Origin of the sequence: Thiohalophilus sp. (assembly GCF_034521165.1) — a bacterium.
Lineage (GTDB): Bacteria > Pseudomonadota > Gammaproteobacteria > UBA6429 > Thiohalophilaceae > Thiohalophilus.
On record NZ_JAXHMV010000010.1, the window covers coordinates 1 to 12,716 of the forward strand.

The 12,716-nt window shown below is 58.1% G+C and carries 11 protein-coding genes and 1 other RNA gene; 10 read left to right on the plus strand and 2 right to left on the minus strand.

The genetic code is table 11. The annotated features are described in order from the left end of the window. The first annotated feature begins 219 nt into the window (after positions 1-219). The 4 genes from U5K34_RS09210 to U5K34_RS09225 all read left to right on the plus strand — a co-directional run bounded on the left by U5K34_RS09210 (position 220) and on the right by U5K34_RS09225 (position 4,591). Positions 220-402, plus strand: coding sequence for a hypothetical protein (locus U5K34_RS09210; protein ID WP_322568100.1), 183 nt, complete (start codon positions 220-222; stop codon positions 400-402). A gap of 94 nt (positions 403-496) precedes the next feature. Further along, positions 497-3,049, plus strand: a complete 2,553-nt coding sequence (locus U5K34_RS09215) for a DUF2892 domain-containing protein (RefSeq protein ID WP_322568101.1) — start codon at positions 497-499, stop codon at positions 3,047-3,049. Positions 3,050-3,051: 2 nt separating this feature from the next. Then, positions 3,052-3,186, plus strand: coding sequence for a hypothetical protein (locus U5K34_RS09220; protein ID WP_322568102.1), 135 nt, complete (start codon positions 3,052-3,054; stop codon positions 3,184-3,186). Between the two features lie 118 nt (positions 3,187-3,304). Beyond that, positions 3,305-4,591, plus strand: coding sequence for an OmpP1/FadL family transporter (locus U5K34_RS09225; protein ID WP_322568103.1), 1,287 nt, complete (start codon positions 3,305-3,307; stop codon positions 4,589-4,591). Between the two features lie 391 nt (positions 4,592-4,982). Here the strand turns inward: U5K34_RS09225 and U5K34_RS09230 are convergent, their stop codons facing one another. Then, positions 4,983-6,206, minus strand: a complete 1,224-nt coding sequence (locus U5K34_RS09230; RefSeq protein ID WP_322568104.1) for an MFS transporter — start codon at positions 6,204-6,206, stop codon at positions 4,983-4,985. A gap of 50 nt (positions 6,207-6,256) precedes the next feature. Here U5K34_RS09230 and U5K34_RS09235 point away from each other — a divergent pair, with 50 nt between their 5' ends. The 5 genes from U5K34_RS09235 (at position 6,257) to recR (ending at position 10,137) form a co-directional block, all read left to right on the plus strand. Further along, complete coding sequence (locus U5K34_RS09235) at positions 6,257-6,931, plus strand: class I SAM-dependent methyltransferase (protein ID WP_322568105.1); 675 nt, start codon at positions 6,257-6,259, stop codon at positions 6,929-6,931. A 91-nt stretch (positions 6,932-7,022) separates the two neighbouring features. Next, an RNA gene (ffs, locus tag U5K34_RS09240) (signal recognition particle sRNA small type) lies at positions 7,023-7,119 on the plus strand. A 275-nt stretch (positions 7,120-7,394) separates the two neighbouring features. Beyond that, complete coding sequence (gene dnaX / locus U5K34_RS09245) at positions 7,395-8,987, plus strand: DNA polymerase III subunit gamma/tau (protein ID WP_322568106.1); 1,593 nt, start codon at positions 7,395-7,397, stop codon at positions 8,985-8,987. 29 nt (positions 8,988-9,016) lie between these two features. Beyond that, positions 9,017-9,340: a YbaB/EbfC family nucleoid-associated protein gene (locus U5K34_RS09250; protein WP_322568107.1), complete on the plus strand. Its 324-nt coding sequence runs from the start codon at positions 9,017-9,019 to the stop codon at positions 9,338-9,340. Between the two features lie 197 nt (positions 9,341-9,537). After that, the gene (gene recR, locus U5K34_RS09255; RefSeq protein WP_322568108.1) at positions 9,538-10,137 is read left to right on the plus strand and encodes a recombination mediator RecR; all 600 of its coding nucleotides are present in this window, start codon (positions 9,538-9,540) and stop codon (positions 10,135-10,137) included. A gap of 12 nt (positions 10,138-10,149) precedes the next feature. On the opposite strand, the gene U5K34_RS09260 is transcribed toward recR, so the two are convergent. Then, positions 10,150-11,625: an HDOD domain-containing protein gene (locus U5K34_RS09260; RefSeq protein ID WP_322568109.1), complete on the minus strand. Its 1,476-nt coding sequence runs from the start codon at positions 11,623-11,625 to the stop codon at positions 10,150-10,152. A gap of 224 nt (positions 11,626-11,849) precedes the next feature. On the opposite strand from U5K34_RS09260, the gene motA reads away from it, so the two are divergent. After that, complete coding sequence (motA, locus tag U5K34_RS09265) at positions 11,850-12,707, plus strand: flagellar motor stator protein MotA (RefSeq protein ID WP_322568110.1); 858 nt, start codon at positions 11,850-11,852, stop codon at positions 12,705-12,707. Positions 12,708-12,716: the final 9 nt, after the last annotated feature.

Here is a 12,716-nt window from a genome sequence, read left to right on the forward strand (position 1 = left end):
TCCCGGGGCCCCCGGCAAATGTGATACCAGGCAATATGACGTCAATCATATTTATTCCGTGTATCTTCTGTAACTATCTGAATACAATCAATAAATAAACTTTCTCTTTGCTGCGCGTCAGCATATCGCGTGGTGCAGCGCCCTATTACCATCCCCGCAGAATAGGTCGTGGCCAATACGGCCATGTGTGGTCTGTTACACAAAGTTCCAGGGGGATGCATGATCAGGTCTGGTTTTGTCCGCACCGCTATCAGCGGGTTGACGCTATTATCGATGTCGGTGCTGTTTGCCGGCATTGCCGAGGCAATGGTTACCGGTCAGGTGACTGACGCGGCAACCGGAAAGCCGGTTGCCGGTGCGGTGGTAAAGGTACAGGGCACGGATCACCAGCGCCCGCAGTGATGCTGAAGGTCATTTTCAGCTCGATACCGCCGATGCGGATCTTTCCACCCGGCATATCACAGCCTGGGATGAGGGATACAGCATCGCCTCCGTAATGGCGTCCCGGGGTGATGAGGTCACATTGTCTCTGGAAGTCCTGCCGCCTGACGATCACACCTATCAATATCAATCCAACCAGTCTTGCGGCGCCTGTCACACGGATATTTACCAGCAATATCAAAATACCACCATGGGGCGGGCCGTCGACGAGAAATTGCCGCAAAAACAGCAGTTCTACCTGGGGGTGGATGAGGACGGTAAATTCGACGGGCTGGGTTTTGGCTGGAAATATTTTGCCCCCATGCTGGGCATTTCCCAGGGCATGCACGCCATGGACATGGATCATTATGTCGGCACTTGCGTCAATTGCCACGCCCGCGGCGCCACCTGGAAGGAGGGGGTAACCGAGCCGCATCGCAAACTCCATCCGGGGACCGGCGAAGTCTTTATCGATGGCCAACTCCAGGTCTACCGTTTCGACAAGCTCGAGGAACTGACTATCGGGCAGGGCCGCGAAGGCATCAGTTGCGAGGTCTGTCATTCGGTTCAGGACGTACGAATACACGAGGATCAGTTTGGCAAGCTCGAAACCGTCAAGATCGACCGCATGGAGATTATCCGCCGCGGCGATGTCAAGTTTGGCCCTTATAAGGATGCGGTCAGTCCGGCCCACAAGACAGCCTACAGTCCGATTTTCGAGAAGTCCGAATTCTGCGCCATGTGTCATATGGAACGTGCCGATGACCTGGAAGGCGTTGGGGTGCCGAGCCTGATGACGCTGGATGAGTATCCGCGCTGGAAAACCAACTTCGATGCCGGCAAGACGGACAAGCAGTGCCAGTCCTGCCATATGTATACCGGCGGTCAAGGTGCCTGGAGCGCGAACAAGGCCGCTACGATCGGTGTGGAACGCGACCCCAACACGCTGGCCGGACATCACTGGCGTGGCAGTTATTTCGATGGGGAGATGCCGCGTCGTGCTTCCAATCTCAAGATTCGTGCGCAACGCAATGACGACGGTGAAATCGCAGTTGCAGCCGAAGTCGCGAACGTTGGCGCCGCGCACAAGATGCCGGGTGGCCCCCCTTTCCGGCAGATGTTGTTGCTTATCGAGGCGACGGATGCCAATGGCGAGAAACTGGAGCCGCTGGATCCGGCAAGGGCCGATCCCAATGATGCCGCACATGCCAACCGCATTATCGACGTCGGTGGTGGTTACCGCAAATACGGTTTCTTCAAATGGTGGGAAATGTATCACGGTGAGTCATTCCCCGAGATGCCCTATGTTGGCCAGGTTGGCAAGGTTTATAACGGTTCCTGGGTGACGCCCGGGTTTTTTCCGATGGGCTGGATGTTCAGCTATTTGTGGATCGGCCTGATACCACTGCTGATTGGCGTGATCGGCTGGTCGCCATTGCGTGCCATGTTCAGTGACGGGAACAAAGACGATTCCGCCAGTCAGAAACCGGGTTTCTTCAGCGTCAACGTCGGCACGATCGACCGGCTGGCGCGTATGCTGGTGGGAGCGCTCGTCCTGATCTTTGTGCCAGCCCCCTGGAACCTGGTCGGGTTGATTCCGCTTGTAAGCGGTTTGCTCGGTTGGTGTCCGACCTACCACCTTATCGGGCAGATCGATACCCGCGAGCAGGGCGGTTTCTTCCCGCCCAATGTCGGAGCGCTGGATCGCTTCCTGCGGATTGTGGTGGGCATCGTGATCCTGATGATGATCGACTCACCCTGGGGTTGGGTTGGCCTGATTCCGCTTGTAAGCGGGGTGATTGGCTGGTGTCCGACCTATCGCCTGGCGGGTAATCTGGATACCCGGGGAGCGGGGATCAAGGGCCTGTTTGCCCCTAATGTGGGCACTCCGGACCGGATACTGCGGGCGCTGATCGGGCTTGCCCTGCTGTCATTGCTGTTCTGGGGACCGCAAACAGCCTGGGGTGCGCTGGGACTGATTCCTCTGTTTACCGCCGTGATGGGCAATTGTATTCCGTATCGGCTGGCGGGGATCGATACGCGCGGCAAGCAGGAGCGTACGAGCGATGGTCCCGTCTGGATGAACCTTAACTTTGGTGAGCGGCGTTCACGCATGCTCGTCGGACTGGTTCTGATTGCCATGGCGACGGTGCTGCCGAGCGTCGGCGCGATGCATGTTTGGCCCGTGGGCGGATTCGCGGCCGAGCGTGTCTACTACGATACACGCATCGGCTACAAGGAATCCGATACCACGCACTATCGTTTTCGTGCGCCTGCCTCCGGGCCTGCCAATATCGAGGCCAAACTCATTTACTTGCGTCACTGGTACTTCATGGAGCCTATCAAAGGCGAAAAATACTGGGGCACGGATAAATGGAAGTATCTGCTTCACGACCTTGCCGTCGAAGTGCCGCCGAAGGACGGGGCAGTGGTGATGGCGGATGCCGGTAACCATGACGGCAGTCTCGAAAATATGCCACCTGTTCCGTCCAAACCGGGTACCGGTGCCTGGACGGTGTCTGACGCCGATGAGCTCAAGCAGCTCGCCGAGACACTTGAACTGGCATCCGGTTCACCTGAGAAGCCGTCCGCGGAGGGTGTTAATGCAACGATGACAGGGGATGAATAGCCATGGGCTGGATTATCGGAGGTGGTTTGCTTGTGTGCTGTATCGCGGTGCCATTGTTGATCCGCTTCATGAAACAGCGCCGTGCAAGGTTATTACCCGAGGACGGGCAACAAGGCAAGGACAAGGATGAAGAGTGAAAAAGGATTTGATAATGGAAATTTAAAAAACATTCGATGTGTGAATGTCAACGTATCGATGCCGGTATGACGCACCGGCAGTGTTCAATCCATTAATTACGATAATCAGGAGAATACCATGAACAGTCTGACATTTCGGTGGATGGGGATAACGGTATTCGGTGTTGCCAGTCTTATGGGCGCATCGGCCCAGGCCAATATTGGCATGGAGAACGTGGGGTTCAGTGCACGCAGTATCGGTATGGGCGGCACCAGTATTGCCGTCGGCGAGGATACCTCTGTGATGAACACCAACCCGGCGGCTCTGGCGCGAGTACAAAACGGTCGGCTGGATCTCAATGCCGGGATGATGATTCCGGATTTCGGGTTTCGCAATGGGGTTAACGATTCTGACGGCGAAGATACGATCTATATGCTGATGTCAGCTGGTTTTGCCAGGCGTCTGAATGAGCGGGTTACCCTGGGTATTGGTCTGTTCAATGAAGGAGGGACGGGGACAAACTACGGGATACTCGACGTCAACAGCAGTTTCCTGGAGGGCGGCGCGCTCGGCTGCGGCACGGCCTGTCCCGCCGAGTACTACACCAACTTCGGTTATATGGTGATGACACCCAGTATCGCCTACCAGGTGGATGATCGTCTTTCCCTGGGCGCCTCGGCACAGATCGGCTATGGCATGATGCGAATGAAAATGCCGTTTTTCATGGATACCAACGCCAACGGTTTTCCGGATGTGTTGCAGGCAGCTGATATGAGTGGCAATGACATCAACTACCGCCTCAAGCTTGGCGTTCATTATGATGCGGGCCAATGGGGGGTGGGTGCGGCCTACACCTCCAAGGCCGACCTGGGCCTCTCTGGCGATGCCACCCTGGTTAATCTTGCCAACAACTCGATCTCCCGCATGCCGGTGACAGTGAATATCGGCTGGCCCTCTTCGCTGAAGGCGGGCGCGTTCTGGGACGGTAGAGAGGCAGGGATGCCCCTGCTGACATTCGAGGTGCAACGTACCAACTGGAGTGAATATCTGGACAGCATTCCGGTCAGCATGGGTCCCATGGCCATGCAGATGCGTACCGGCTGGGAAGACCAGACCGCCTATCGGCTGGGTATTGAATACCCGCTCACCGGATCCTGGGATGCGCGGTTTGGTTATACCCACGGCAGTAACCCGATTTCTGATGCCGGCATCCTGCCTGTCATGAACGCCATCGTCGAAGACCATGTCACCCTGGGAATGGGTTATCACGGTCTGAAAAACCTGGAGTTCAATGCCGCGCTGGAGTTCGGTCTCGACAATACCCAGACCGGCGCCATGCCGCACAATATCGGCCCCGATGTGATGAACGCGGAGGTCGATATGGGTTATCAGGCGATGATGATGCAGGTCTCGTATCAATGGTGATTGTTACCGGGTGAAGTTCTTCGTACTCCCCCGTCATTTCTGGCGCGGTTACACTCCCGTCCGCGCCAGTTCTTTTTTCCTGGTTGAGGTAAGGCGATTCCGGCAGTGATAGCAACAGCTAGAAGCAACAAGTAGTGTGCGAAACAGGATCGATTTGCATGGAGGGCGATGGACATGGTGGAGCATGTTATTCTGACCCCGATCGGTGCCCATGCACTGCTGTACAGGGATTCAGCAGTGGTAAGCGGGCAATTGTCGCGGCTTTCAGCATATTTTCGATGTTGAGACGAAAACGTGAAAAAAATGATCAGGTAGAAGATGTTGCCTATTGGTCGAGTGTGTTGAAAACACGATCCTGTTCAATACCCCGTAATTTGTGGTTGTCGCGTGTTCAGGATTTAATCTGGCCGCGCAACGCCACGGCGGCCAGCACGGCGGCCACAAGGATAGCACCGCCGATCCCGGCGGCGAGCATTTCGGTGCCCAGGCCCCGATCCAGCAGGACGCCGAGCAGCGGCGGGCCGATGGCGGTGGCGAGGATCATCAACGCCTGCAGCAGGGCGCGGATGGCACCCAGGTGGGCCAGGCCATAGCGTTCGGCCAGTAACGGGGTCAGTGCTGTGGCGTTGAGCCCCAGGCCCAGGCCGAGCAGGGCGGGCCACAGCAGTGCCGCCCAGGTGCTGTCGAACAGGGCCAGCACGGCCATCGATCCGATCAACGGCAGCAGCGAGGGGACGAACAGGCGGGTGGCGGTGAGCCGATCCACCAGCGGCCCGGCACCGAGCAGCCCGCTGACGTGGCCCACCGCGAACAGTGCCAGTCCCGAGGCGACCAGTTCGGTACTCCAGCCCTTGGCCTCGGCCAGCGGGATCTGGTGAAAAAAGGCGATGGTGACCGTAAACGGTGCCGCCACGGCGGCGGGCATCAGCAGGGCGAAACGCCAGTCGCGCACCACCTCGCGACGGGTCCAGTCCCGGGCAACCTGGCGACCTGTCGAGGTGTCGGCGAGGGTACCGCCGTGGGCACCCTGCAGCAGCCACAACAGCAGCAGCAGAAACAGCAGCACCACACCGCTGCCCAGCAGCCAGAGATCGCGCCAGCCCAGCCAGGCCAGCGCCGCCACGGCGGTGGCGGGGAACACGGCCTCGGCCAGCGGCAGGCCCATGGCGGCGATGGAGACCGCCTTGCCGCGTCCGCCGTGAAAACGCTGGGCCATGGTGGTCAGGGCAATGTGGGTCATCAGCCCCTGGCCGCCCAGGCGCAGTAAAAACAGCGCTGCCAGCAGCGCGAGCACGCCGCCGCTGGTTCCCAGCAACAGGCCGCCGAGAATCAGCAGCAGCGCCGCGCCGCTTAAAAACAGCCTCTGGTCCGCGCGATCATAGAGCTTGCCCAGCCAGGTCAGCAGTGAGGCGCTGGCCAGGGTGGCGCCGCCGTAGACCAGGCCAAGTTCAGCATGGCCCAGATCGAAATCGGCGCGCAGCTGGGGATTGAACAGGCCGATATAAAAGGTCTGGCCGAAACCGGAGAGCATGGCGGTCAGCAGGCCGAAGGCGAGCAGGCGCCGGTGCTCCCATAAAAAGGCCAGATAGTCGCGGGGCAGAAGGCGTGTTGGCATAGCGCGCAGTCTAGCAGAACCGTCGGCGGTCGATGCTATACTCCGCGCCTGTGAAAACACCTGCTACCAATCCATCCGATTCCCTGGCCTGCCCGTTATGCGGTCATCCGGCCGAGCCGTTTTGCGCGGATCGGCGCCGGCGGTTTTTCCGCTGTCCCCACTGTGAACTGATCAGCGCCGATCCCGCCGCGCATCTGGATCGTGACGAAGAAAAGGCGGTTTATGATCAACATGACAACGATCCGGGCGATCCCCGCTATCGGAGGTTTCTGGCGCAACTGGCCGACCCGTTGCTGGAACGGTTGAGTCCCGGCATGCAAGGGCTGGATTACGGTTGTGGTCCGGGGCCGACCCTGAGCGGCATGCTGCGCGAGGCGGGGATGGTGATGCATGACTACGATCCCCTCTATGCGCCGAATACGGTGCTGCTGGATCGTCAGTACGATTTTGTCACCTGCACCGAGGTGGTGGAGCATTTCAACGATCCGGCCACGGCCTGGCCCCAACTGGCAGACCTGGTGCGTCCGGGCGGCTGGCTCGGGATCATGACCTGGCTGGTCTCGGATCCCGATCCACAGGCTTTTCGCAGCTGGGGCTACAAGGGCGACCCGACTCATGTCAGTTTTTATCGTCCGGCGACTTTCGACTGGCTCGGGCAGAGACTGGGGTTCACGGTCGAACAGGCGGGTGAGCGGGTGATTCTGATGCACAAGTCCCGGGACTGATGTGCTACCATCGCGATTCGGATGTTGTGAAAACCTAGGGGCCCGCGGCCCTTTTTGTTTTTCGGCACCCTGCCAGTTCAATGGCAGCTTGTGCCGGTCCCCTCGCGACGATAAACCGTGAACCCGGTCAGGCCCGGAAGGGAGCAGCCGTAGCGGTGGACTCGGGCGCCGGGGTGTGGCTGGTACGAGCTGTCACCCAATTCCAGGGACGAGGTACGAGGGACGAGTGACGAGGAAGATCAAAAGCCCACTCCACGGATTGTAGGAGCGGCTGCGCCGCGACCGGGCTTGCCAGTGCGCAAAGGGGTATCGCGCCGAAGGCGCCCCTACCGGCCAGTGGCCTTGCGGTTTTCCTCGTTACTCGTCCCTCGTACCTCGGCCCTTTGTTCAGATTGATGCACCGCCCGTCCGGGACAGGTAGAATGACCCTTCTTGTGAAGCTTCAGGCGAATTCCGGAATATCATGAGCTACCAGGTATTGGCACGTAAATGGCGGCCGCGTACGTTTGAGACGCTGGTGGGGCAGGAGCATGTCTCGCGGGCGCTGATCAATGCGCTGGATAACGACCGCGTGCATCATGCCTTTTTGTTCACCGGCACGCGCGGGGTGGGCAAGACCACCATTGCGCGGATTTTCGCCAAGTCGCTCAATTGCGAGCAGGGCGTCAGTTCCCAGCCCTGCGGCGTCTGCAGTACCTGTACCGAGATCGATGAAAACCGGTTTGTGGATCTGATCGAGGTGGATGCCGCCTCGCGCACCAAGGTCGAGGACACCCGCGATCTGCTCGATAATGTCCAGTACGCACCCACTCGCGGGCGTTACAAGGTGTACCTGATCGACGAGGTACACATGCTCTCCGGGCACAGTTTCAATGCCCTGCTCAAGACCCTGGAAGAGCCGCCGCCGCACGTCAAATTCCTGCTCGCCACCACCGATCCGCAAAAACTGCCGGTGACCATTTTGTCCCGCTGTCTGCAGTTCAACCTGCGCCGCCTGCCGGCGGAGTTGATCGTTCAGCATCTGGAAAATGTCCTGCAGCAGGAGGGTATTGAATGCGAAACGCCGGCCCTGCAGCAGCTGGCCCGTTCCGCCGATGGCAGCATGCGTGATGCGCTGAGTCTGCTGGATCAGGCCATCGCCTACGGCGGCGGGGCGGTGCGCGAGGCGGAGGTGCGCGCCATGCTCGGCAAGCTGGATCAGCAACCGGTGCTCGCCCTGCTCGATGCCCTGGCCGACGGCGAGGGTCAGCAGGTGCTGGCGATCGTCCAGCAGGCCATCGATATCATTCCGGATTACAGTGAGGTGCTGGCGGAGTTAATCAGCCTGTTGCATTCGCTGGCGCTGTTGCAGCAGGTTCCCGAGGCGTACCATGAGGGCATGGGCGATCAGGCCGCTCTGCAGGCGCTGGCGCAAAAACTGAGCCCCGAGGATGTGCAGCTCTATTATCAGATCGCGCTGAATGGCCGGCGTGATCTGCCGCTGGCGCCGGACCCGCGCAGTGGTCTGGAAATGGCGTTGCTGCGCATGCTGGCGTTTCGGCCCGTGGCGGCGGGCGACAGTGGAGGCCCTGTCGCGGTAAAAAAGCCGCAGGCGGACGTGCCGCGTCCGCCACCCGCGAAACCGGCACCGACGGATAAAGCAACGGCAGCGGCCACGCCGGTTACGGCGTCGCCGGCCGAACAGGAGTGGTCGACGATTGTGGGCAGTTTGTCGCTCGGTGGCGCGGTCAAACAGCTGGCGGCCCATTCCGTTTTACTGGCCCGGGAGGGCAACAGCCTCAAGCTGGCCCTGGATCAGACCGGCGCCCCGCTGTATACCAAAGATCGCCAGGCCAATCTGCAACAGCAATTGAGCGAGTATTTCGGCCAACCGATCAAGCTGAGTATCGAGGTGGGCCAGGTGGAAGGCGAAACCCCGGCGCGTCGTGAAGCCCGGGAGCGGGACGAGCGACAAACTGCCGCAGTGGCGGCAATTGAAAACGACGCCAATGTAAAAAATCTGATGGAAACGTTTGACGCCCGGATCAATACCGGGAGTGTGGAACCGATCGACTAAACCGATAGTAATGCATCGAGGTGAAAAATATGAAAGGCGGATTAGGCAATCTGATGAAGCAGGCCCAGCAGATGCAGGCCGACATGCAAAAAGCCCAGGAAGAGATGGCCAAACTGGAAGTCACCGGCCAGTCCGGCGGCGGTCTGGTCAAGGTCACCATGACCTGCAAGCATGATGTTAAACGCGTCGAGATCGACGACAGCCTGGTGGGCGACGACAAAGAAATGCTCGAAGACCTGGTCGCCGCGGCCATCAACGACGCCGTGCGCCAGGTGGAAAAAACCGTGGAAGAAAAATTCTCCGGCATGACCGCCGGCATGAACCTGCCTGAAGGTTTCAAACTTCCATTTTAAAATTATTACATCACGTTCTCGCAAAGTTGCAGAGGCGTTTATGCCCGTTGTTCGGGTGCAAAGAAAACAAGGATCGGGTTTGGGCGTGATACGGCATTGTCAGAGTGACATGCTCACCAGGGCTTGCGATATTTATGATTTCTCCTGTTTCTTTGCGTGCGCGGCGGCTCTGCGAGAACAGTTCAGGATACGTTGTCATGTCCTACAGTCCCCTGATTAACCAGTTGGTTGAGGCGCTGCGCTGTTTGCCCGGCGTGGGGCCGAAGTCTGCCCAGCGCATGGCGTTTTATCTGCTGGATCGGGATCGCGAGGGCGGACGCCATCTGGCGCAAACACTGCAGGAGGCCATCGAGAAGGTGGGCCACTGCGAGCAGTGCCGTAATCTGAGCGAGTCGCCGGTCTGTCAGCTGTGCGCCAGTGACAACCGGGATCGCAGTCTGTTATGCATCGTCGAAACGCCGGCCGATGTGCAGGCGATCATGCAGGCCACCGAATACAAGGGCCTGTTCTTTGTGCTGATGGGCCATTTGTCGCCCCTGGACGGGATCGGACCGCTGGATATCGGGCTGGATAAACTGGGCGAACGCCTTGACAGTGGTGAAGTCACCGAAGTGATTCTGGCGACCAATGCCACGGTCGAAGGCGAAGCGACCGCCCATTACATTGCCGAGATGGCTGCCCGGCGTGAAGGCATCAATGTCTCGCGCATTGCCCAGGGCGTTCCGATGGGCGGTGAACTGGAATACCTGAACAGCAGCACCCTGTCCCGGGCGTTCATGGAACGCCATCGCGTTTGATCCCTCGGTCGGTTAATGCTTTTTCTGCGGGCTGTTGGCTCGGATTTTTTCAATAACCTGACCAAGTTGCTTGCAGACAGTTTTGAAATGGCGGTAGGTATTGTCGTCGAGCTGGCAGTTGTTGCTGTGGCGATCCGCGTAGATCAGGCCTAACGGTTGGTCATTAACAAAAAGAGACATGGCGATAAACGAGTTGACCCTGATTTTTTTCTGAAGATCCGCGGGAACCAGTGACCAGTACTGTTGGCGATTCTGATCGTTGATCATAATGGCCTGGGTTTTTTCCATGAGCCGACTGAACAGATGCTTGCCGTTCAGATCGATCTCAAACCGGCTGAAAATTGGATCGTTGTTACTGCCAATCACTTTCTCGCCAACCAGTTTTCGCTTTTCCGGTTCCAGGCGGGCAAAGACCACGCGATTCAGACCCAGACCGTGATGCAGGGACTCGATGACGGTTTGTATAACTTCCTGGGGACGTTTATCGAGTATTTGCGTGTCGGTCAGTTGTTGCAGCAGCTCGCGTACCACCGGCAGTTGCGGCATGAGGCAGATATCCGCGGTCGCTTCTGGCGCGTTGGCCTGCTTCGGGGAGTCGGCCCGGGTCTCAGGTTGTGGCTGCACAATCAGCGGTAGCCACGTAGCCGCGGGCGATACCTGGTACAGGGTGTACGAGGTATTGGCAATACGGGCGGCCAGTTGATGGATTCGGGCAATGACCTGATCAGGCGGCTGATCCAGCCATTCGGCTACCCTGTCTTCAATATCCCGGGTTTTTTCGCTGTACCAGTTAATCGCGGCATGGCGGCCGAGTTGCACGGCCAGCATGATGCCGTAAGCACGCGGAAAACGGGCATTTTCGGCTTGCAGGGATTCTTTGAGCAATTCCGGCAGATGCCATTGCTCCGCCAGTTTCAGGGTCAGCTCTTCAAGGGTGAATCCGAGCAGAACGTACTGGGCCTCTTCGGAGGGCAAATGCTGTTCGATGCACATCCGGTCGATCTGATCGAGCAGATCGGGGGCATGGATGGCGAGGGCCATTTCGCCGAGAAAATGCAGCTGGGTGGCGGCGAAGACTTCATCCGGGTTCATGTCCCGTCGCTCACGGGCCCAGGCCAGGGACTGATAGGCAGCATGATAAGTGCGGGAGAAGGTTTTGAGCAGGCGCAGACGGGCGGCATCGGGCAGACTTTTTTCCAGATCGGTCAGTTGTGCCGGGATTTTTTGCAGCTGCCCGGTCCCCAGCAACATCAGCGCCTGCTGGACCGAGGTTACCTCACTGGAGAGGCTGCTGCGCTTTTTGCTGTTGGCCAGACGCAGAACAAAGACCGACAAACCGGGATCCCGTTCCACCACTTCGACAATCTCATGCACGGAGCGGCGTTCATCACTGGTGACGCTGCGTAACTCCTTGATCGCACGACCAATGGCCGGAATCGGGTCGTTGCCGAACCGCTCGATCCAGTCGTTGAGGCGCCGGTTGCTCATGAAATACCCTGATCTCCATTGGGGCCAGGGATGACCTTGTTAGGCTTTCTATATCGGTATCCTGACCGCCGGCTTTAGAGTGGTGAAAGATTGACCATAGACGAAAGTCCGATGACATTACCGGCCGGAAACCTTTAAAGTTTACCGGTCATTCAGACGATAAGAGAATGGTATGCCGTCAGGTTGACGCGAATCTGCAGAATAAACAGGAACCGCTCGAGGCTATGAAGTTAATTATTGGTCTATTGATCGTCATTGGTGCCGTATTTGGCGGTTATTTGATGGCGCATGGGAATTTGCTGGCTCTTTATCAGCCTGCCGAGCTGGTGATCATCGGAGGCGGTGCATTCGGTGCATTTGTGATTGCCAACCCGCCAACAACCATCAAGGGTGTTTTCAAGGGCCTCCCGGCCCTGTTAAAGGGCAGTAAATATAACAAACAGACCTATCTGGATTTGTTGTCATTGATGTATAACCTGTTTGCCAAGGCGCGCAAGGAAGGGCTGATGGCACTGGAAAGCGACATTGATGAGCCCGAACAGAGCGAGATTTTCACGGCCTACCCCAAGCTGATGGGCAATCATCACCTGATTGCATTCATTTCCGATTATTTGCGGTTGATGGTTGGTGGAAATATGAACGCCTTCGAGCTCGAACAGCTCATGGATCTGGAGCTGGAGACTCACCATCATGAAAACGAGCAGCCGAGTCATGCACTACAAACAATGGCCGATGGTCTGCCGGGTTTTGGTATCGTCGCGGCGGTCATGGGTGTGGTAATCACCATGGGTTATATCAGTGAACCCCCCGAGGTGTTGGGGGCGCATATCGCCGCCGCGCTGGTCGGAACCTTCCTCGGGATTCTGCTGGCTTATGGCTTTGCTGCTCCAATGGCCAATGCCATGGCGGCACAGGCAGAAGAGGATAGCAAGCTGTTCGAATGCACCAAAGTCTGCATTATGGCAACTCTGAACGGTTATACCCCCCAGATCGCCGTTGAATTTGGCCGAAAGGTTCTGTTCACCAATCTCCGTCCCGGGTTCCTCGAACTGGAGGAACACATCAAGAACCAGAAAAAATAAGCTGACGGG

Coding starts and splice junctions, on each gene's coding strand:
- U5K34_RS09210 (WP_322568100.1), top strand. CDS start 220: ATGATCAGGTCTGGTTTTGTCCGCACCGCTATCAGCGGGTTGACGCTA.
- U5K34_RS09215 (WP_322568101.1), top strand. CDS start 497: ATGGCGTCCCGGGGTGATGAGGTCACATTGTCTCTGGAAGTCCTGCCG.
- U5K34_RS09220 (WP_322568102.1), top strand. CDS start 3,052: ATGGGCTGGATTATCGGAGGTGGTTTGCTTGTGTGCTGTATCGCGGTG.
- U5K34_RS09225 (WP_322568103.1), top strand. CDS start 3,305: ATGAACAGTCTGACATTTCGGTGGATGGGGATAACGGTATTCGGTGTT.
- U5K34_RS09230 (WP_322568104.1), bottom strand. CDS start 6,206: ATGCCAACACGCCTTCTGCCCCGCGACTATCTGGCCTTTTTATGGGAG.
- dnaX (WP_322568106.1), top strand. CDS start 7,395: ATGAGCTACCAGGTATTGGCACGTAAATGGCGGCCGCGTACGTTTGAG.
- U5K34_RS09250 (WP_322568107.1), top strand. CDS start 9,017: ATGAAAGGCGGATTAGGCAATCTGATGAAGCAGGCCCAGCAGATGCAG.
- recR (WP_322568108.1), top strand. CDS start 9,538: ATGTCCTACAGTCCCCTGATTAACCAGTTGGTTGAGGCGCTGCGCTGT.
- U5K34_RS09260 (WP_322568109.1), bottom strand. CDS start 11,625: ATGAGCAACCGGCGCCTCAACGACTGGATCGAGCGGTTCGGCAACGAC.
- motA (WP_322568110.1), top strand. CDS start 11,850: ATGAAGTTAATTATTGGTCTATTGATCGTCATTGGTGCCGTATTTGGC.